Here is a 21591-nt window from a genome sequence, read left to right as displayed (position 1 = left end):
GTGAAGGAACGCGGGATCAGGACACACGACGGCGGCAGGCTCGCCTTGTACAGCTACGGCGCCGAAGAGGCGCCCGGGGAGCGCAGGGTGGTGCTGATCGGGGGTGCGTTTCTGACGGCCCTCATCTACCGGCCGTTCTCCATCGCTTTGGCCAAGGGCCTGGGTGACGGCTGGGCCGTGGACGTCTACGACCGTCGTGGCCGGGGAAAGTCCACAGGGCAGCCGGACAACTACTCCATGGCGACGGAAGTAGAGGATGTCCGCACCGTTATGGACGCCACCGGTGCACGGAACATCCTTGGCCACAGCCTGGGCGGATCCGTCGCGCTGAATGCCGCACAGGACTTCGCCGGGACCGGCCACGAACCCGGCAAACTCGCTGTCTACGATGCCGCCGTCAACATCGACGGAAGCATGGACCTGGATTGGCTGCCCGGCTTCGCGGACGCTGTGGACAAGGGCGACATCAACCGCGCGATGGCACGGATGCGGCGTGGAATGGAGCCCGGAACAGCCTTGGCCCGAGTACCCGAGCCCATCCTGGCAGGACTCATGGCAGTGGTTTCACGTACCAAGGTGAACAAGGTCTTCCGGGAACTCCTGCCCTCGGGTGTCGGCGAGCTGAAGGCCGCCTTCGAGGACGCCGACACGCCCCGGGACTTCGCTGTGCTGCCGTCGAACACCCATTTCATGGTGGGCAAGAAAAGCCCGCAGTTCTACAAAGTCGCCGCAGCCAGGTTGAACAGGGCCGTCCCCGGGAGCACGTTGGAAGTCTCCCCCAAAGGCTTCCATGGCTCAGTCCCCGCGGCAGTGAATGAACTGGTTTCGGATATCTCGGAGTACTTCAAGAGCTGATTCGGTATCCACATACGGGGTTGCCATGCGGCCGGCTGTCGGGTGGCTCGGCTAGGCTCAAGACATGACGCGCGACATCATCATGACCCACGACGGCGGACACCTCGAACTCCTCACCACAGGTGGTGACCTGGCAGCGGCAGGCTCCGGCGTAGTCGTCGTTCCTGCCTCCATGGTGACCGCCTCCGATTACACGCGTTTCGCCCAGAAGCTCAGTGAGGCGCTCGGCCGGCCGGTCCACACGTTCAATCGGCGAGGCAGGGGCGACTCATCGCCCCAAGCCGAGGACTACACGTTGGAAGCCGATATCCGGGACCTTCAAACGGTTATGGAGCACACGTCCAGCACCGACGTGTTCGGCCATAGCTTCGGCGGTGCGGTGGCGCTGCATGCAGCACGCACGCTCCCGGTGGAGCGGCTGGCCGTCTATGATCCCGCCGTGTCGGTCAACCACAGCGTCAAAGCCGACTGGACGCCCGATTATGAACGCGCGACGGCGGCAGGAGACTACGACCGCGCCCTCGCCGTCCTCATCAAGGGAGTTGAGACAGGCGGCGCTTTCGCGCGAATGCCGCTCTCGATGCTGACGCTGGCCAACAAGCTGGCCGCCGGCACACCTGTCGGCAAGCAGATGCGGGAGCTCATGACCTGTGGCGTCCGCGAAATCAAGGCCGTCATTGCGGCCGACATGCCCGCCGAGCCGTTCCTGGCACTGCCGCTGGAGACCTTGATCGTGGTAGGTGAAAAGAGCCCCGCCTACTTCGGTGTTGCCTGCGGACAGATCCACGATGTCCTGTCCGGGTCCAGCTACACCATCCTTCCCGGCTTCGGGCACGACGGCCCCAACAAAGCCCCGGACAAGCTGATCTCAGAATTGTCCGAGTTCTTCTCCGGCTAGTTTCAGCGGGCGATCCGGCTGCAGCCCCGTTGGGGCCTGGCTGGTGTGTTAAATGGAAGAGCCCCAACCGTGGTTGGGGCTCTTCGTTAATGGTTGTCCGGCGGTGTCCTACTCTCCCACACCCTCCCGGGTGCAGTACCATCGGCGCTGTGGGTCTTAGCTTCCGGGTTCGGAATGGGACCGGGCGTTTCCCCACGCTATGACCGCCGTAACTCTGTTACCCGTCCCAACCCCTGGTGTGGGGGTGGGTGGGAAGCTTTGTGGTTACAACTGTGGTGTTATGTAGTTGTTGTTGGTTCCTGGAACGGTTGTTGTTCGGGAACCACATAGTGAACGCGATGCAGTGTTTTGTGTGTGGTGTAAGTTGTTGGCCTATTAGTACCGGTCAGCTTCACGAGTCTTTAGTCCTCGCTTCCACATCCGGCCTATCAACCCAGTGGTCTGGCTGGGGGCCTCTCACACATAATGTGTATGGAAATCTCATCTTGAAGCGAGCTTCCCGCTTAGATGCTTTCAGCGGTTATCCCATCCGAACGTAGCTAATCAGCGATGCACTTGGCAGTACAACTGACACACCAGAGGTTCGTCCGTCCCGGTCCTCTCGTACTAAGGACAGCCCTTCTCAAATTTCCTGCGCGCGCAGCAGTAGGGACCGAACTGTCTCACGACGTTCTAAACCCAGCTCGCGTACCGCTTTAATGGGCGAACAGCCCAACCCTTGGGACCTACTCCAGCCCCAGGATGCGACGAGCCGACATCGAGGTGCCAAACCATGCCGTCGATATGGACTCTTGGGCAAGATCAGCCTGTTATCCCCGAGGTACCTTTTATCCGTTGAGCGACGGCCATTCCACAATGTACCGCCGGATCACTAGTCCCGACTTTCGTCCCTGCTCGAGATGTCTCTCTCACAGTCAAGCTCCCTTGTGCACTTACACTCGACACCTGATTGCCAACCAGGCTGAGGGAACCTTTGGGCGCCTCCGTTACTTTTAGGAGGCAACCGCCCCGGTTAAACTACCCATCAGGCACTGTCCCTGACCCGGATCACGGGCCGAAGTTAGATGTCCAAAGTGACCAGAGTGGTATTTCAACGATGACTCCACCCGAACTGGCGTCCGGGTTTCAACGTCTCCCACCTATCCTACACAAGCCACTCCGAACACCAATACCAAACTATAGTAAAGGTCTCGGGGTCTTTCCGTCCTGCTGCGCGTAACGAGCATCTTTACTCGTACTGCAATTTCGCCGAGTTTATGGTTGAGACAGCGGGAAGTCGTTACTCCATTCGTGCAGGTCGGAACTTACCCGACAAGGAATTTCGCTACCTTAGGATGGTTATAGTTACCACCGCCGTTTACTGGGGCTTAAATTCTCAGCTTCGCCACAAGTGGCTAACCGGTCCTCTTAACCTTCCAGCACCGGGCAGGAGTCAGTCCGTATACATCGTCTTGCGACTTCGCACGGACCTGTGTTTTTAGTAAACAGTCGCTTCCCCCTGGTCTCTGCGGCCCACACCCGCTCACGGAGAGCAAGTCTCCATCACGGGGCAGGCCCCCTTCTCCCGAAGTTACGGGGGCATTTTGCCGAGTTCCTTAACTCATAATTCTCTCGATCGCCTTGGTATTCTCTACCTGATCACCTGTGTCGGTTTGGGGTACGGGCGGCTAAAACCTCGCGTCGATGCTTTTCTTGGCAGCATAGGATCACCGGATCCCCCTTGCAGGAGTCCCATCAGATCTCAGGAACGTGCTCGAAGCACACAGGAACGGATTTGCCTATCCCTGACCCTACATCCTTAGACCGGGGCAACCATCGCCCGGCCCGGCTACCTTCCTGCGTCACACCTGTTAATACGCTTACCTCCGGGATCAGGTCCCGCGCTCGGCCAAACCCACAACACCACAAGGGTGAGCGGGCAGGCTCCGGGCGGTTAGTATCCCCGCTTGGCATGGGCGGTTTTCGCCGGTACGGGAATATCAACCCGTTGTCCATCGACTACGCCTGTCGGCCTCGCCTTAGGTCCCGACTTACCCAGGGCAGATTAGCTTGACCCTGGAACCCTTGATCATTCGGCGGACGGGTTTCTCACCCGTCTTTCGCTACTCATGCCTGCATTCTCACTCGTGTAGGCTCCACCGCTGGTTTCCACCGCGACTTCACTGCCCACGACGCTCCCCTACCACTCCACACCCCTGAACCACGAAGGCTAGGGTACTGTGTGAAATCCACAACTTCGGCGGTGTACTTGAGCCCCGCTACATTGTCGGCGCGGAATCACTTGACCAGTGAGCTATTACGCACTCTTTCAAGGATGGCTGCTTCTAAGCCAACCTCCTGGTTGTCTTCGCAACTCCACATCCTTTCCCACTTAGCACACGCTTAGGGGCCTTAGTTGGTGGTCTGGGCTGTTTCCTCTCGACTATGAAGCTTATCCCCCACAGTCTCACTGCTGCGCTCTGACTTACCGGCATTCGGAGTTTGGCTGACGTCAGTAACCTTGTAGGGCCCATCGGCCATCCAGTAGCTCTACCTCCGGCAAGAAACACGCAACGCTGCACCTAAATGCATTTCGGGGAGAACCAGCTATCACGGGTTTGATTGGCCTTTCACCCCTACCCACAGCTCATCCCCTCCATTTTCAACTGAAGTGGGTTCGGTCCTCCACGACGTCTTACCGTCGCTTCAACCTGGCCATGGGTAGATCACTCCGCTTCGGGTCTAGATCACGCCACTACACTCGCCCTATTCAGACTCGCTTTCGCTACGGCTACCCCACACGGGTTAACCTCGCGACGTAACACTAACTCGCAGGCTCATTCTTCAAAGGCACGCCGTCACAGTAACAAGACTGCTCCGACGGATTGTAAGCACACGGTTTCAGGTACTGTTTCACTCCCCTCCCGGGGTACTTTTCACCTTTCCCTCACGGTACTGGTCCGCTATCGGTCATTAGGAAGTATTTAGGCTTATCAGGTGGTCCTGACAGATTCGCACGGGATTTCTCGGGCCCCGTGCTCGAGGATACTCTCCAGGCGGCACACAACATTACGGTTACGGGGCTCACACCCTCTCTGGCCGGCCTTTCAAGACCGTTCACCTATGCACGCACTCTCACCTCACTGGCCCGGCAGAACCAGAACGGAAAGTCCCACAACCCCGCCCATGCAACGCCCGCCGGCTATCACACATGGAAACGGTTTAGCCTGATCCGCGTTCGCTCGCCACTACTAACGGAATCACTCTTGTTTTCTCTTCCTGCGGGTACTGAGATGTTTCACTTCCCCGCGTTCCCCCACGCACCCTATGTGTTCAGATGCGGGTCACACAATCACCATGACAGCGTTGTGCGGGGTTTCCCCATTCGGACATCCTGGGATCAACGCTCGGTTATCAACTCCCCAGGCTTATCGCAGATTCCTACGTCCTTCTTCGGCTCCTAATGCCAAGGCATCCACCGTGTGCCCTTAAAAACTTGACCACACAAACATGATCAAAAACTTACTCGAGAGAACCACGAGCCACTACGGCCCAAGGTTCATTCATAAGAAATTGCTGTATGGAACACACACACCAAAGCGTGTATGTCCCAGATGCTCGCGTCCACTATGTAGTTCTCAAACAACAACCCCATCAACCAACCCCCAACCCGCCACAACCCACACACGCAGGCCGCAACACAAAGACCGGAGGAACCGGCTGCAGGAACAAAAGAAACACCAGAAGTGCCCCCTGCATTGCTGCAAAAAGGTCCTGTTGCCTCAGGACCCAACAGTGCGCCAAACACAACCCCCACCAGCAACACCCCGGACACGTTCCCAACAACCCACACCCCCACACAAAGCAGGAGCACGAACCGCCGTACTAGCACCAGGACACAACCACGAAAGCCATGCCAAAAATGATTCGTTGATATTCCACCCATGAGCACCCACCGCAGAACAAACGCCTGCGCAATGGGCAACACTGACAACAACCAGACACCCCATGCAGGGCACCAATCATTGCAAGCAGCTCCTTAGAAAGGAGGTGATCCAGCCGCACCTTCCGGTACGGCTACCTTGTTACGACTTAGTCCCAATCGCCGGTCCCACCTTCGACGGCTCCCCCACAAGGGTTAGGCCACCGGCTTCGGGTGTTACCAACTTTCGTGACTTGACGGGCGGTGTGTACAAGGCCCGGGAACGTATTCACCGCAGCGTTGCTGATCTGCGATTACTAGCGACTCCGACTTCATGGGGTCGAGTTGCAGACCCCAATCCGAACTGAGACCGGCTTTTTGGGATTAGCTCCACCTCACAGTATCGCAACCCTTTGTACCGGCCATTGTAGCATGCGTGAAGCCCAAGACATAAGGGGCATGATGATTTGACGTCGTCCCCACCTTCCTCCGAGTTGACCCCGGCAGTCTCCTATGAGTCCCCGGCCGAACCGCTGGCAACATAGAACGAGGGTTGCGCTCGTTGCGGGACTTAACCAACATCTCACGACACGAGCTGACGACAACCATGCACCACCTGTAAACCGACCGCAAGCGGGGCACCTGTTTCCAGGTCTTTCCGGTTCATGTCAAGCCTTGGTAAGGTTCTTCGCGTTGCATCGAATTAATCCGCATGCTCCGCCGCTTGTGCGGGCCCCGTCAATTCCTTTGAGTTTTAGCCTTGCGGCCGTACTCCCCAGGCGGGGCACTAATGCGTTAGCTACGGCGCGGAAAACGTGGAATGTCCCCACACCTAGTGCCCAACGTTTACGGCATGGACTACCAGGGTATCTAATCCTGTTCGCTCCCCATGCTTTCGCTCCTCAGCGTCAGTTACAGCCCAGAGACCTGCCTTCGCCATCGGTGTTCCTCCTGATATCTGCGCATTTCACCGCTACACCAGGAATTCCAGTCTCCCCTACTGCACTCTAGTCTGCCCGTACCCACTGCAGAACCGGGTTGAGCCCCGGTCTTTCACAGCAGACGCGACAAACCGCCTACGAGCTCTTTACGCCCAATAATTCCGGATAACGCTTGCGCCCTACGTATTACCGCGGCTGCTGGCGTAGTTAGCCGGCGCTTCTTCTGCAGGTACCGTCACTTACGCTTCTTCCCTACTGAAAGAGGTTTACAACCCGAAGGCCGTCATCCCTCACGCGGCGTCGCTGCATCAGGCTTGCGCCCATTGTGCAATATTCCCCACTGCTGCCTCCGTAGGAGTCTGGGCCGTGTCTCAGTCCCAGTGTGGCCGGTCACCCTCTCAGGCCGGCTACCCGTCGTCGCCTTGGTAGGCCATTACCCCACCAACAAGCTGATAGGCCGCGAGTCCATCCAAAACCACAAAAGCTTTCCACCCCCACCATGCGATGAGGAGTCATATCCGGTATTAGACCCAGTTTCCCAGGCTTATCCCAGAGTCAAGGGCAGGTTACTCACGTGTTACTCACCCGTTCGCCACTAATCCCCAGCAAGCTGGGATCATCGTTCGACTTGCATGTGTTAAGCACGCCGCCAGCGTTCATCCTGAGCCAGGATCAAACTCTCCGTTGAAGTAAAACAAAATCAAACAGACACAACCACACCCACCGGAAATAACGGCAAACACGGCTGCACAAAATTCGAAACCAGCTGAAAACCAGACCACCACACACGGGGTGCGCAGCAACCTGGCAAAATTTCAACCAATCAATAAAACAATCGGTATCAACAAACTTGGCACACTATTGAGTTCTCAAACAACAGACCCCCAAAACATCACCCCACCGGAACACCACACAAAGCAGCGCACCACAACAGGGCCATTGGAAAGAAGAGTTATTTTTGGCCGCCTACCGAACCGTACACACCTTCCAGCTTTCCGTTTCGCACCCGGCGACTCAGAAAACAATACACGCCCCACAACCCCAACGCAAATCCACCACCCAACACCCCACCCCAACCCCCAAACCCCACCAAACCGCCGTCGAACACCACCTACAACACGGCCGTGACGACACCGCCGGTGGGTGGGAGGATGGGACCCATGGAACTCCACATCACAGGCGAAGACGCCGCCGACCAGCTGCTCAGTCAAGACGCCTTTGCATTGTTGACGGGCATGCTGCTCGATCAACAGGTCACCATGGAATCGGCCTTTGCCGGCCCGGAGAAGATCCGTACGCGTCTGGGCACCCTCGATCCGGGCGTCATCGCTGGCCAGGATCCGGCCGGCTTCGTGGAGCTCTTCAAGGAGAGGCCGGCCGTCCACCGCTTTCCGGGCTCCATGGCAGGCAGGGTCCAGGCCCTCGCTGCCACGGTGCACAGTGACTGGGACGGAGATGCAGCAGCGATCTGGACGAAGGGTAACCCTGACGGCCCCGAAGTGCTCCGCAGGCTCAAGGCACTGCCCGGTTACGGAGAGCAAAGGCGAAGATCTTCCTGGCGCTTTTGGGCAAGCAATGCGGTCTCAAAGCCGCCGGATGGCGTGAGGCCGCCGGCCACTACGGAGAAGACGGCTCCTACTTATCCGTGGCCGACATCGTGGACCCTGCATCCCTGGCCAAGGTCCGCGCCAGCAAACAAGCAGCGAAAGCCGCAGCAAAGGCTGCAAAGACAAGCGGCTCCTGAACCCGCCGCCCGCCCGGCATATTCAATGTCGGGTGGGTTGTGTGAGTGGCCGTCTACGGCATTGCCGTAGACTACGTTGACGCACGCCCGGCAATGCCCTAACGCGCATACTTCCACGAGAGGGCAGGGCCGGTGCTTGTGTGGGGGTTGTGTGTGTTAAATGGAAGAGCCCCAACCGTGGTTGGGGCTCTTCGTTAATGGTTGTCCGGCGGTGTCCTACTCTCCCACACCCTCCCGGGTGCAGTACCATCGGCGCTGTGGGTCTTAGCTTCCGGGTTCGGAATGGGACCGGGCGTTTCCCCACGCTATGACCGCCGTAACTCTGTTACCCGTCCCGACCCCGTGTTGGTGTGGGGGTGGGTGGGAAGCTTTGTGGTTACAACTGTGGTGTTATGTAGTTGTTGTTGTTGTTGTTGTTGGTTCCTGGAACGGTTGTTGTTCGGGAACCACATAGTGGACGCGTGCAGTGTTTTGTGTGTGGTGTAAGTTGTTGGCCTATTAGTACCGGTCAGCTTCACGAGTCTTTAGTCCTCGCTTCCACATCCGGCCTATCAACCCAGTGGTCTGGCTGGGGGCCTCTCACACATAATGTGTATGGAAATCTCATCTTGAAGCGAGCTTCCCGCTTAGATGCTTTCAGCGGTTATCCCATCCGAACGTAGCTAATCAGCGATGCACTTGGCAGTACAACTGACACACCAGAGGTTCGTCCGTCCCGGTCCTCTCGTACTAAGGACAGCCCTTCTCAAATTTCCTGCGCGCGCAGCGTAGGGACCGAACTGTCTCACGACGTTCTAAGCCCAGCTCGCGTACCGCTTTAATGGGCGAACAGCCCAACCCTTGGGACCTACTCCAGCCCCAGGATGCGACGAGCCGACATCGAGGTGCCAAACCATGCCGTCGATATGGACTCTTGGGCAAGATCAGCCTGTTATCCCCGAGGTACCTTTTATCCGTTGAGCGACGGCCATTCCACAATGTACCGCCGGATCACTAGTCCCGACTTTCGTCCCTGCTCGAGATGTCTCTCTCACAGTCAAGCTCCCTTGTGCACTTACACTCGACACCTGATTGCCAACCAGGCTGAGGGAACCTTTGGGCGCCTCCGTTACTTTTTAGGAGGCAACCGCCCCAGTTCAACTACCCATCAGGCACTGTCCCTGACCCGGATCACGGGCCGAAGTTAGATGTCCAAAGTGACCAGAGTGGTATTTCAACGATGACTCCACCCGAACTGGCGTCCGGGTTTCAACGTCTCCCACCTATCCTACACAAGCCACTCCGAACACCAATACCAAACTATAGTAAAGGTCTCGGGTCTTTCCGTCCTGCTGCGCGTAACGAGCATCTTTACTCGTACTGCAATTTCGCCGAGTTTATGGTTGAGACAGCGGGGAAGTCGTTACTCCATTCGTGCAGGTCGGAACTTACCCGACAAGGAATTTCGCTACCTTAGGATGGTTATAGTTACCACCGCCGTTTACTGGGGCTTAAATTCTCAGCTTCGCCACAAGTGGCTAACCGGTCCTCTTAACCTTCCAGCACCGGGCAGGAGTCAGTCCGTATACATCGTCTTGCGACTTCGCACGGACCTGTGTTTTTAGTAAACAGTCGCTTCCCCTGGTCTCTGCGGCCCACACCCGCTCACGGAGAGCAAGTCTCCATCACGGGGCAGGCCCCCTTCTCCCGAAGTTACGGGGGCATTTTGCCGAGTTCATAACCATAATTCTCTCGATCGCCTTGGTATTCTCTACCTGATCACCTGTGTCGGTTTGGGGTACGGGCGGCTAAAACCTCGCGTCGATGCTTTTCTTGGCAGCATAGGATCACCGGATCCCCCTTACGGGAGTCCCATCAGATCTCAGGAACGTGCTCGAAGCACACAGGAACGGATTTGCCTATCCCTGACCCTACATCCTTAGACCGGGGCAACCATCGCCCGGCCCGGCTACCTTCCTGCGTCACACCTGTTAATACGCTTACCTCCGGGATCAGGTCCCGCGCTCGGCCAAAACCCACAACACCACAAGGGTGAGCGGGCAGGCTCCGGGCGGTTAGTATCCCCGCTTGGCATGGGCGGTTTTTCGCCGGTACGGGAATATCAACCCGTTGTCCATCGACTACGCCTGTCGGCCTCGCCTTAGGTCCCGACTTACCCAGGGCAGATTAGCTTGACCCTGGAACCCTTGATCATTCGGCGGACGGGTTTCTCACCCGTCTTTCGCTACTCATGCCTGCATTCTCACTCGTGTAGGCTCCACCGCTGGTTTCCACCGCGACTTCACTGCCCACACGACGCTCCCCTACCACTCCACACCCCTGAACCACGAAGGCTAGGGTACTGTGTGAAATCCACAACTTCGGCGGTGTACTTGAGCCCCGCTACATTGTCGGCGCGGAATCACTTGACCAGTGAGCTATTACGCACTCTTTCAAGGATGGCTGCTTCTAAGCCAACCTCCTGGTTGTCTTCGCAACTCCACATCCTTTCCCACTTAGCACACGCTTAGGGGCCTTAGTTAGTGGTCTGGGCTGTTTCCCTCTCGACTATGAAGCTTATCCCCACAGTCTCACTGCTGCGCTCTGACTTACCGGCATTCGGAGTTTGGCTGACGTCAGTAACCTTGTAGGGCCCATCGGCCATCCAGTAGCTCTACCTCCGGCAAGAAACACGCAACGCTGCACCTAAATGCATTTCGGGGAGAACCAGCTATCACGGAGTTTGATTGGCCTTTCACCCCTACCCACAGCTCATCCCCTCCATTTTCAACTGAAGTGGGTTCGGTCCTCCACGACGTCTTACCGTCGCTTCAACCTGGCCATGGGTAGATCACTCCGCTTCGGGTCTAGATCACGCCACTACACTCGCCCTATTCAGACTCGCTTTCGCTACGGCTACCCCACACGGGTTAACCTCGCGACGTAACACTAACTCGCAGGCTCATTCTTCAAAGGCACGCCGTCACAGTAACAAGACTGCTCCGACGGATTGTAAGCACACGGTTTCAGGTACTGTTTCACTCCCTCCCGGGGTACTTTTCACCTTTCCCTCACGGTACTGGTCCGCTATCGGTCATTAGGAAGTATTTAGGCTTATCAGGTGGTCCTGACAGATTCGCACGGGATTTCTCGGGCCCCGTGCTACTGGGATACTCTCCAGGCGGCACACAACATTACGGTTACAGGGCTCACACCCTCTCTGGCCGGCCTTTCAAGACCGTTCACCTATGCACGCACTCTCACCTCACTGGCCCGGCAGAACCAGAACGGAAAGTCCCACAACCCCGCCCATGCAACGCCCGCCGGCTATCACACATGGAAACGGTTTAGCCTGATCCGCGTTCGCTCGCCACTACTAACGGAATCACTCTTGTTTTCTCTTCCTGCGGGTACTGAGATGTTTCACTTCCCCGCGTTCCCCCACGCACCCTATGTGTTCAGATGCGGGTCACACAATCACCATGACAGCGTTGTGCGGGGTTTCCCCATTCGGACATCCTGGGATCAACGCTCGGTTATCAACTCCCCAGGCTTATCGCAGATTCCTACGTCCTTCTTCGGCTCCTAATGCCAAGGCATCCACCGTGTGCCCTTAAAACTTGACCACACAAACATGATCAAAAACTTACTCGAGAGAACCACGAGCCACTACGGCCCAAGGTTCATTCATAAGAAATTGCTGTATGGAACACACACACCAAAGCGTGTATGTCCCAGATGCTCGCGTCCACTATGTAGTTCTCAAACAACAACCCCATCAACCAACCCCCAACCCGCCACAACCCACACACGCAGGCCGCAACACAAAGACCGGAGGAACCGGCTGCAGGAACAAAAGAAACACCAGAAGTGCCCCCTGCATTGCTGCAAAAAGGTCCTGTTGCCTCAGGACCCAACAGTGCGCCAAACACAACCCCCACCAGCCACACCCCGGACACGTTCCCAACAACCCACACCCCCACACAAAGCAGGAGCACGAACCGCCGTACTAGCACCAGGACACAACCACGAAAGCCATGCCAAAAAAATGATTCGTTGATATTCCACCCATGAGCACCCACCGCAGAACAAACGCCTGCGCAATGGGCAACACTGACAACAACCAGACACCCCATGCAGGGCACCAATCATTGCAAGCAGCTCCTTAGAAAGGAGGTGATCCAGCCGCACCTTCCGGTACGGCTACCTTGTTACGACTTAGTCCCAATCGCCGGTCCCACCTTCGACGGCTCCCCCACAAGGGTTAGGCCACCGGCTTCGGGTGTTACCAACTTTCGTGACTTGACGGGCGGTGTGTACAAGGCCCGGGAACGTATTCACCGCAGCGTTGCTGATCTGCGATTACTAGCGACTCCGACTTCATGGGGTCGAGTTGCAGACCCCAATCCGAACTGAGACCGGCTTTTTGGGATTAGCTCCACCTCACAGTATCGCAACCCTTTGTACCGGCCATTGTAGCATGCGTGAAGCCCAAGACATAAGGGGCATGATGATTTGACGTCGTCCCCACCTTCCTCCGAGTTGACCCCGGCAGTCTCCTATGAGTCCCCGGCCGAACCGCTGGCAACATAGAACGAGGTTGCGCTCGTTGCGGGACTTAACCAACATCTCACGACACGAGCTGACGACAACCATGCACCACCTGTAAACCGACCGCAAGCGGGGCACCTGTTTCCAGGTCTTTCCGGTTCATGTCAAGCCTTGGTAAGGTTCTTCGCGTTGCATCGAATTAATCCGCATGCTCCGCCGCTTGTGCGGGCCCCGTCAATTCCTTTGAGTTTTAGCCTTGCGGCCGTACTCCCCAGGCGGGGCACTTAATGCGTTAGCTACGGCGCGGAAAACGTGGAATGTCCCCCACACCTAGTGCCCAACGTTTACGGCATGGACTACCAGGGTATCTAATCCTGTTCGCTCCCCATGCTTTCGCTCCTCAGCGTCAGTTACAGCCCAGAGACCTGCCTTCGCCATCGGTGTTCCTCCTGATATCTGCGCATTTCACCGCTACACCAGGAATTCCAGTCTCCCCTACTGCACTCTAGTCTGCCCGTACCCACTGCAGAACCGGAGTTGAGCCCCGGTCTTTCACAGCAGACGCGACAAACCGCCTACGAGCTCTTTACGCCCAATAATTCCGGATAACGCTTGCGCCCTACGTATTACCGCGGCTGCTGGCACGTAGTTAGCCGGCGCTTCTTCTGCAGGTACCGTCACTTACGCTTCTTCCCTACTGAAAGAGGTTTACAACCCGAAGGCCGTCATCCCTCACGCGGCGTCGCTGCATCAGGCTTGCGCCCATTGTGCAATATTCCCCACTGCTGCCTCCCGTAGGAGTCTGGGCCGTGTCTCAGTCCCAGTGTGGCCGGTCACCCTCTCAGGCCGGCTACCCGTCGTCGCCTTGGTAGGCCATTACCCCACCAACAAGCTGATAGGCCGCGAGTCCATCCAAAACCACAAAAGCTTTCCACCCCCACCATGCGATGAGGAGTCATATCCGGTATTAGACCCAGTTTCCCAGGCTTATCCCAGAGTCAAGGGCAGGTTACTCACGTGTTACTCACCCGTTCGCCACTAATCCCCAGCAAGCTGGGATCATCGTTCGACTTGCATGTGTTAAACACGCCGCCAGCGTTCATCCTGAGCCAGGATCAAACTCTCCGTTGAAGTAAAACAAAATCAAACAGACACAACCACACCCACCGGAAATAACGGCAAACACGGCTGCACAAAATTCGAAACCAGCTGAAAACCAGACCACCACACACGGGGTGCGCAGCAACCTGGCAAAATTTCAACCAATCAATAAAACAATCGGTATCAACAAACTTGGCACACTATTGAGTTCTCAAACAACAGACACAACCGGCACCACCCACACCCCACAGGGTCCAGGATCGCTCCGGAGCAACTTTCCAAACTTACCCGAACCGGCCGCACAAAGCAAACCAAACCCCAGGCCTCCCCCACCCACCAGAAGCACACAAAAGCACAACCGGAACCGGTGATTTGAAAGGGAGTCGGTCGCTATCTTTCCGCATCAGCGGCGGCGACTCGAATAACTTTACACGCGCCCCACCCCCACACCAAATCCACCCCAACACCACCCAAAAACCCCGCAAACACAACCCAAACAACCCCACCAACCCAACAAACCACCCCCAAACCCACCAAAACAACCACCGTGAACCCCATCACAACCCACCCACACCCCCCCCGACACCCACACACCCAACCCAACAACCGCCGTCGAACCCCCAAAGACGACACCCGACACCAAAACAACAACGCTCCCCCACCAAAGTGAGAGAGCGTCGAAGAAAATGAGCAAGCGTCCGATTCAAACCCGCGGGATATGAGCAAGCGTCCGGTCCAAACCCGCGGGATGTGAGCGAGGGTCAGTGGCCGCCGTGGCCTCCCGCGCCTTCGGTCTTCCGCATCATGGCGCTGAGCACCACGGCGGCGAGGGCAATGACGGTCGCGGCCAGGAAGGCCGCCTGCATGCCGGCCACCAGACCAGACGAAGCAGAAACCACAGCGTAAATGGACACGAGCAGCGCGGTACCGGCTGCACCTGAAACCTGCTGGGCCGTGCTGATGATCGCCGAACCGTGCGAGTAGAGGTGCGGCGGCAGCGGGTTCAGGCCCGTGGTGAATGCCGGAGTAAACAGCAGCGCAAGGCCGAAGCTCAGGGCCACGTGAAGGGCAATCACCCAACCAAGCGAACTGGCCTCATCCAGCCGCGAGAACTGCCACAAGGTCAGCACCATCAGGACCGAACCGGACAGGGTCAGGGGCAGAGGGCCCACCTTGTCGAAGATCCTGCCGATGACGGGGCCCAGCAGGCCCATGGCCAAACCGCCGGGCAGCAAGGCCAGCCCGGTCTCCAGGGGCTGCAAGTGCAAGGTGTTCTGCAGGTACAGCGGAAGCAAGATGACTCCGCCAAACAGCGCCATCATTGCCACCACCATCAACAGCGTGGACACCGTGAACATGCGGAACTTGAAGGCGCGCAGGTCCAGCAGCGGAGCATCGGACTTCTGCAGCTTGAGCTGCCGGACGACAAACAGCGCCAGGCATAGAAGGCCAACCACCAGGGCGATCACCGGAACAACCCCCGCGTTGGAACCACCGATCTGGCTAAGGCCATAGACCAGTCCACCGAAGGCCGGAACCGTCAGGATCACGGACGTGACGTCGAGGGTCGTCTTCTCGCGCTCCCCCACATTGGTGAGGTACTTGGCACCAATCGCGAAAGCAGCCAAGGCGACCGGCAGCACGAATACGAACATGAAACGCCACGAGAAATGGTCAAGGATGATGCCGGAAACGGTGGGCCCCATCGCAGGCGCCACGGAAATGGCAATGCTCACGTTGCCCATGACGGCGCCGCGCTTGGACATGGGAACCAGCGTGAGGATGGTGGTCATCAGCAGCGGCAGCATGATGGCCGTTCCGCCGGCCTGGACGATGCGGGCCAGCAGCAGCACCAGGAATCCGGGTGCCAACGCCGCCAGCAAAGTGCCGCCGCTGAAGAGTCCCATGGCAAGCATGAACGCGCCCCGGGTACTCATGCGTTGCAGGATGAAGCCCGTGGTGGGGATGACCACTGCCATGGTGAGCATGAACCCGGTGGCAAGCCACTGAACCGTGGAAGCACTCACCTGAAGATCCGTCATGAGGCGCTGCAAGGCAACGTTCATGATGGTCTCGTTGAGGATCACCACGAAGGTCGCCACCAGCAGCGTGACGATGACCGTCACGGACTCACGCGACATCTTTCCGGAGGCCGGAGCCTGCGTGGACGTTGTCCCTGCCGAGGCGGCGGCTCCGGAAGTGCCGGATTCGGGTTTGCCGTTAGCGTCGGACGTGACGTCGGTAGACATGAGGATTCCCCAAGGTTTGGATTTGGTGTCCGGCGAGCGGTGCCGGTGAAGACTTGAACAGTCTAAACGCCCAGCGAATTCCCGTCACGGGGGAAAAACCAAACCTTAGGAAAACAATGGGGCGTTATCGATGAGCCGGACCGGACCGACTTTGGCCGCGATAATCGCCAGCCCTTCGCCGCGGAACGGCGTTTCCTTGCAGTTTTCGGCGAGGGGTTCCAAGGTGGCGGGGTCGACGACGTCGAAGTAGTCCAGTTCCACCAACGGCTGGGATTCAACAAGCGCGACGGCGGAATCCAGGTCAAGCGGTTCGTGCGCGTTTGCGCGCGACTCAATAAGGCGCAAAGCCCGCGACAACACCAGGGCGGCCTCGTGCTCTTCGTCCGAGAGGAACCGGTTGCGGCTGGACAGCGCCAATCCGTCGTCGCTTCGGACAATCGGCACGGGAACAATCTCCACGGGGAAGTTCAGGTCCGAGACCATCCGCTTCACCAAGGCCAGCTGCTGCGCGTCCTTCTGCCCAAAGTAGGCACGGTAGGCCGCCGTCGTGCGGTCCGCTGCCGCACCGCCGGGGAGTCCATAGTGCAGCAGCTTGGCAACCACGGTCAGGGCGCCGTCGAAATGCCCGGGACGCGAGGCGCCTTCCCACTTTTCGCCCAGCGGACCGGCGGTCACCCGCACCAACGGTTGCCCGCCCGGGTAGACCTCCTCCACGGACGGCGCGAAAACAAGGTCCACGCCTTCGGCATCGAGGAGGTCCATGTCGGCCTCAAGCGTGCGTGGATAACGGTCCAGATCCACGGCATCACCGAACTGCAGCGGGTTGACGAAAATCGTGGCCACCACAACATCGTTATCAGCCACCGCAGTGCGGGCCAACGCTGCGTGGCCCTGGTGCAGTGCGCCCATGGTGGGGACCAGGCCCTGAGAACTCCCGCGTTTTTCAGCGAGAAGCCGGGCACTTTCCGCACGCAATTCCGATGCTGTGGTGACGAGTTTGATGGCCATTGTTGTTCAGTTTCCTTCCGGCGCCTTGGGATCTGCGTCCAAAGCCTCGTCGATACCAGTCAATTGTTCCGGGCGCAGCAGTCCCCTGTTGCCTGCCCTGCGTGCGGTGGCCCGGGCCATGGCCTGGTAGGCGGCGAGGACATCGCCGCCCGCGCCGGCGTCGTACTCCTTCAACGCCTGGGCGTGCGCCGTTACCGTACCCACATCTCCGCGGGCCACCGGGCCGGTCAGTGCGGATTCGCCCGACGCGAGGGCATTTTCCAGCGTGGCGCGCAGCAGCGGACCGAGCATGGATTCCGGTGTCTCAACGCCGATTTCCCGCAGCATCTGTGAGGCCTGGGCCACCAAGGTGACCATGTGGTTCGAGCTGTGTGCAAGGGCTGCGTGATAGAGGGTGCGGTCGGCTTCGGCGATCGCCACGGGCTCGGCTCCCATCTCCACTACGAGCGCCTGGGCAATCGGCAGCATGGCAGCGTCCGCGGTGACGCCGAAAGTGCAGTCCATGAGGCGGGTCAGGTCCAGGCTCATGCCCGTGAAGGTCATGGCCGGGTGAAGGGCCAGTGGAATCGCGCCGGCGGACCGCACAGGGTTGAGGATTCCGACACCGAACCGGCCCGAGGTGTGGGCCACCAACTGGCCGGGCTGCCAGGCTCCCAGCTTTGCCAGGCCCGCCACCAATTCGCCCAGCGAATCATCCGGCACGGCCAACAGCACCAGCTCGGAACGCTCCACGACATCCTGGATTTCAAGGATCGGGACGCCGGGCAGCAGATTTTCGGCCCGCTCGCGGCTCGCCTCGGACACAGCGGAAACCCCGACGACGGCGTGCTCGGCCGCGCGCAAAGCCGCGCCCAGGACGGCGCCCACTTTGCCTGCACCTACGATCCCGACTCCGAGTCGTCCTGGCTTAGCCATCGTGGCGGTCCTCCTGGTTAGGTGTTTGGGGTTCTTCTGGCTGTGCTGCCGCTGCGGCAACTTCCGGGGCTTGCGGCGCCACCTGCGCCAGCCATTGTTCGCTGGTCTGCCGCTTCCGTGCCTCCCGGGCACGGGCGGCCTGCTGGTCGAAAAGCTCAACTGCCTGGGACACCCCGGCCTGGAACACGCGGGGAAGCACCGGGCCCGCTGTGGTGTGGAGGACAAGATCAGCCACACCAAAGCGCCGTGCCAGCGGCCCTTGGTGCAACGCCATGGACTGTGTGCGTTGATGCGGCACCATTACCAGGGTGCGCCACCATCGGCCGGACCGGATCAGCAGGGCGGTCCCGGTGGCCAAAAAGCCGTTCCGACGCCAGCCCAACGGAGCCAGCAACCGTGCACGGCGGGGTGTCGTAACGAATCCATCAGTGCCGGCCGGGACGCGGCCCGACGGCGCCAGTCCCTCCAAACCGGCATCAAAGACGGCCGCGGGTTCGTCCACCCCGGGATCCGGCAACACCAAGGACATCATCCGCAGGACGTCCGGCTTCAACCCCACGGGGAGCAGCATGGTGCGGGCAGCGCCGTCGGAATTCCCCGCGGCGCCGTAGCCGGCCACATTGACGTGCATCCGGTACCAACCGAAGAGCCTCCAGATGGGGGGCTGCCTGACCATCACGGCCTGGATACGGCCCGGGGGGAGGGTCTGGGCCTGCGTATCCAGGAGTCCGTAGCGGAGCCGGATGCCGTCCGGCGATATGGCCGCGGTGAAGTTGTAGCCCTTGTTGAATGAACTCCAATACGAAGCGCCGATACCTAGGATGGCGGGGATGAGGGCCAGGAAGATTGCTGTGTTGTCCAGAAGGACCGAGGTTGAGACCACCGCGGCGGCCCCGAGGAGGATGCCCACGGTCTGTTCACTCAGCAGCAGCGAACCGAGGAGGCGCGCCGGAGGCACGGACAGGACAACATGCTCCGGGGCTTCCGGGATCTCCTGCTCCGACCCGGCCCCGCTGACCACACCCGCCGCCCGCGCAAGGATCGTGGCGCGCAGCTGCTTGGCCTGGTCGATGGGAAGGTACGCCAGCCGCACGGCCGACTCGCCGGCGTCGGCCACCTCAAACTTGAGTTCAGCGAGACCGAAAATCCGTGCCAGAAGCGGCTGCACAATGTCGATGGCCTGAACGCGGTCCAGGCGCGCCTGCCGCTGCTGCTTGAACAGGAAACCCGTGTTCACCCGGACAAAGCCTTCGGCCACCTGGTAGCGGGTGAAGTACCAGCTGAGAATGAAACCGCCGACTGTCAGGAGCAGCACCACAGCGCCACCGGCCAGGAGCCATGGCACCCGGCCGCTCAGGTGCGGATCCACAAAATCCCGGCCCTGCAGCATCCGCTCGAAAGCGTCCCTGCTGAAGAAGAACCCGACGGCGGCCAACGCCACCCAGCCGCGGACGAAAGGCGAGGCAGGATGGACCCGCTTCCAGTCGCCGTCGACGGCTTTGTCCGGTAACACCACCGCAGAGTCTCCCGGGCTCACAGCCCGGCCAGCCTGGCTTCTCCGCGGGCCGAAAGCTGTTCGCGCAAGCGGGCGCCTTCCTGGGCAGGAAGGCCGGGGAGCTGGGCATTCGTACCGGTGGAAGCGGTGTGGAGTTTCAGCGTGCACAGCCCCAGGCTGCGCTCAACCGGCCCGACGGCGACATCAACGTACTGCATGCGGCCGTACGGAACCACCATGGTGCGCTGGAAGAAGATGCCCCGGCGAATGAGCAGGTCATCGTCGCGTTCGGCGTATCCAATGGCACGCACCTGGCGCGGAATGAGGGCCAGACGCCAGAGTGCAAGCACCAGCATCACGGCAGGAACGGCAATGGCCAGCCACAACGGGGGCCACCGCCACCATCCCAGAAGCACGAAGACAAGCGGCAGGCTGAGGAAGGCAACCATCAGCACATTTCCGATGGCCCACTCCACCAAGCGGACAGTGACGTACTTGGGGGAAACCCGGAGCCACTGGACGCCGGGAGGATCAATCGCCTCGGTAGGCATATTCGCCTTCGCCTTTGGTTTCGCCCCGGCGGGTTTCAGGACCGGCGGAGCCGCCTTCGATGTCCTCCGGCGGTATCCGGCAAAAACGCTCCACTACCAGGCCGACGACCACCATCACCACACCGCCGCCACCCATCAGCAGTGCATTCCACAGGATGCCTTCACCGCTGCGCAGCGTGCCGATCCGCAGGAGGTCCACGCCGATACCCGCATGCCAGCCAAGGAGGAGCGTTCCAGCGTAAGCGCAGGCCTGGGCAAGGATCAGGGTCCTGGCGGCAAGAATCGGATTCAGCATGTTCTTCTTCTTGCCGTTTCGCCACCGCAGGACCCGCACGCCCATGACGAGCGTGAGTCCGGCGATGACACCCATGGTGATCAACGCGGACGTTGGCAGGACAGGGGTGGGCATGCTGAAACGGTTGGTAGAGACAGTGGCCAGCCAGCCTACGACGGCAGCGATGACGGCGATGAGCACCAAAACAACCGGGCGCATGGCTTTCACTGCGGCTCCACCGCCCCTGTGGCCGGTACGCCGGCGACGTCGCCAAAGCCGTCGAACCTGCGGATGTCCTGCATGTCGGCTGCGACGGCGGCCAGTTCAGCCACGCTGTGGCCATTCAGCCGGGCGTGTGGCTCAAGCAGCGACCAGGGGTAGAGCACGAAAGCCCGCTCGGCTGCCCTGGGATGCGGGATGGTGAGGACGGGGTCGTCGCTTGCAAGGTCCCCGAAAACGATGATGTCCACATCCAGGGTCCTGGGACCCCAACGCACTTCACGGGTTCGGTGATGCTTCTGTTCGATCTCGTGGCAATGCTTGAGCAGCTCCAAGGGAGTGAGCGTGGTCTCCACCGCCATGACCATATTCAGGAAATCAGGCTGGCCTTCCGGCCCCCCGACGGCCTTGGTCTGCACCACCGGAGAAACCCCCAGGAGGCGGACCTCCGGCGGATCAACGAGGTCGGCAACGGCCGTGGAAAGAGTGTCGTTGCGCTCCCCCAGGTTGCTGCCCAAAGCCAGAATGACCTTGGTATAGCCAGGGCTCATGATCGCTCCCGGTGGACGCTGACGGTCACATCGCCAAACGGAACCTCAATGGGCGCCTTGGGTTTGTGGACGGTAACGTCGACGGCGGTCACGCTGTAGTTCGCGAGGATGGCCTCGGCGATCCTGACCGCGAGACCCTCGATCAGGTTCAAGGGCTCGCCCTCGATGTGCTTCGTGATCAACTCGGCGACTTCGCCGTAGTGCGCTGTGTACTGCAGGTCGTCGGTCTCGGCAGCCTTGGTGAAATCCGTGTGCAGCACGGCATCCACGACGAAGGGCTGGCCGTCACGGCGCTCGAAATCGAACACCCCGTGATAACCGACGGCGGTGACGCCGGTCAGCGTAATCCTGTCCACAGC

General features: G+C 59.5%; 10 protein-coding genes, 6 rRNA genes and 1 pseudogene. 3 read left to right on the top strand and 14 right to left on the bottom strand.

Going from position 1 to position 21591, the window contains the following annotated elements:
• Nucleotides 1-855, top strand: coding sequence for an alpha/beta fold hydrolase (locus tag ACNAOU_RS00800; RefSeq protein ID WP_039239168.1), 855 nt, complete (start codon nt 1-3; stop codon nt 853-855).
• 64 nt (nt 856-919) lie between these two features.
• Nucleotides 920-1753 carry an alpha/beta fold hydrolase gene (locus tag ACNAOU_RS00795; RefSeq protein ID WP_018780095.1) on the top strand — a complete coding sequence of 278 codons (834 nt, stop codon included), beginning with the start codon at nt 920-922 and terminating at the stop codon, nt 1751-1753.
• A gap of 95 nt (nt 1754-1848) precedes the next feature.
• Here the strand turns inward: ACNAOU_RS00795 and rrf (ACNAOU_RS00790) are convergent.
• The 3 genes from rrf (ACNAOU_RS00790) to ACNAOU_RS00780 form a co-directional block, all read right to left on the bottom strand.
• Nucleotides 1849-1964, bottom strand: a 5S ribosomal RNA gene (gene rrf, locus ACNAOU_RS00790).
• A 143-nt stretch (nt 1965-2107) separates the two neighbouring features.
• Nucleotides 2108-5234: ribosomal RNA gene (locus ACNAOU_RS00785) — 23S ribosomal RNA — on the bottom strand.
• A 541-nt stretch (nt 5235-5775) separates the two neighbouring features.
• Nucleotides 5776-7283: ribosomal RNA gene (locus ACNAOU_RS00780) — 16S ribosomal RNA — on the bottom strand.
• Between the two features lie 463 nt (nt 7284-7746).
• On the opposite strand from ACNAOU_RS00780, the pseudogene ACNAOU_RS00775 reads away from it, so the two are divergent.
• A pseudogene (locus ACNAOU_RS00775) lies at nt 7747-8339 on the top strand (HhH-GPD-type base excision DNA repair protein).
• A gap of 203 nt (nt 8340-8542) precedes the next feature.
• Here the strand turns inward: ACNAOU_RS00775 and rrf (ACNAOU_RS00770) are convergent.
• The 11 genes from rrf (ACNAOU_RS00770) to folB all read right to left on the bottom strand — a co-directional run bounded on the left by rrf (ACNAOU_RS00770) (nt 8543) and on the right by folB (nt 21588).
• Nucleotides 8543-8658 (bottom strand): 5S ribosomal RNA (rrf, locus tag ACNAOU_RS00770).
• Nucleotides 8659-8815: 157 nt separating this feature from the next.
• Nucleotides 8816-11945: ribosomal RNA gene (locus ACNAOU_RS00765) — 23S ribosomal RNA — on the bottom strand.
• Between the two features lie 542 nt (nt 11946-12487).
• Nucleotides 12488-14000, bottom strand: a 16S ribosomal RNA gene (locus ACNAOU_RS00760).
• The 16S, 23S and 5S rRNA genes sit together here, the layout of an rRNA operon.
• A 731-nt stretch (nt 14001-14731) precedes the next feature.
• Nucleotides 14732-16219: a DHA2 family efflux MFS transporter permease subunit gene (locus tag ACNAOU_RS00755; protein WP_018778333.1), complete on the bottom strand. Its 1488-nt coding sequence runs from the start codon at nt 16217-16219 to the stop codon at nt 14732-14734.
• Nucleotides 16220-16324: 105 nt separating this feature from the next.
• A complete protein-coding gene (gene panC / locus ACNAOU_RS00750; protein ID WP_422757808.1) occupies nt 16325-17227 on the bottom strand; it encodes a pantoate--beta-alanine ligase in 903 nt (300 codons plus the stop codon).
• A 6-nt stretch (nt 17228-17233) separates the two neighbouring features.
• Nucleotides 17234-18142 carry a Rossmann-like and DUF2520 domain-containing protein gene (locus tag ACNAOU_RS00745; protein ID WP_422757807.1) on the bottom strand — a complete coding sequence of 303 codons (909 nt, stop codon included), beginning with the start codon at nt 18140-18142 and terminating at the stop codon, nt 17234-17236.
• A complete protein-coding gene (locus ACNAOU_RS00740) occupies nt 18135-19679 on the bottom strand; it encodes a PH domain-containing protein (protein WP_227453627.1) in 1545 nt (514 codons plus the stop codon). Before ACNAOU_RS00740 ends, ACNAOU_RS00745 begins: the two co-directional genes overlap by 8 nt.
• Nucleotides 19676-20188, bottom strand: a complete 513-nt coding sequence (locus ACNAOU_RS00735; protein WP_413304442.1) for a PH domain-containing protein — start codon at nt 20186-20188, stop codon at nt 19676-19678. The genes ACNAOU_RS00740 and ACNAOU_RS00735 overlap by 4 nt, the downstream gene beginning before the upstream one ends.
• Nucleotides 20169-20690: a DUF3180 domain-containing protein gene (locus ACNAOU_RS00730; RefSeq protein WP_018778338.1), complete on the bottom strand. Its 522-nt coding sequence runs from the start codon at nt 20688-20690 to the stop codon at nt 20169-20171. Before ACNAOU_RS00730 ends, ACNAOU_RS00735 begins: the two co-directional genes overlap by 20 nt.
• Entirely contained in the window at nt 20687-21232 is a 546-nt protein-coding gene (gene folK / locus ACNAOU_RS00725; RefSeq protein ID WP_422757806.1) for a 2-amino-4-hydroxy-6-hydroxymethyldihydropteridine diphosphokinase, read from the bottom strand. Before folK ends, ACNAOU_RS00730 begins: the two co-directional genes overlap by 4 nt.
• The gene (gene folB / locus ACNAOU_RS00720; protein WP_018778340.1) at nt 21229-21588 is read right to left on the bottom strand and encodes a dihydroneopterin aldolase; all 360 of its coding nucleotides are present in this window, start codon (nt 21586-21588) and stop codon (nt 21229-21231) included. Before folB ends, folK begins: the two co-directional genes overlap by 4 nt.
• Nucleotides 21589-21591 lie beyond the last annotated feature (3 nt).

The organism is Paenarthrobacter sp. C1 (genome assembly GCF_049315185.1).
In the GTDB taxonomy this organism is placed as follows: Bacteria; Actinomycetota; Actinomycetes; order Actinomycetales; family Micrococcaceae; genus Arthrobacter; species Arthrobacter nicotinovorans.
Note: the sequence above shows the minus strand (reverse complement) of the source record. Positions and strands in the feature narration are given on the sequence as shown.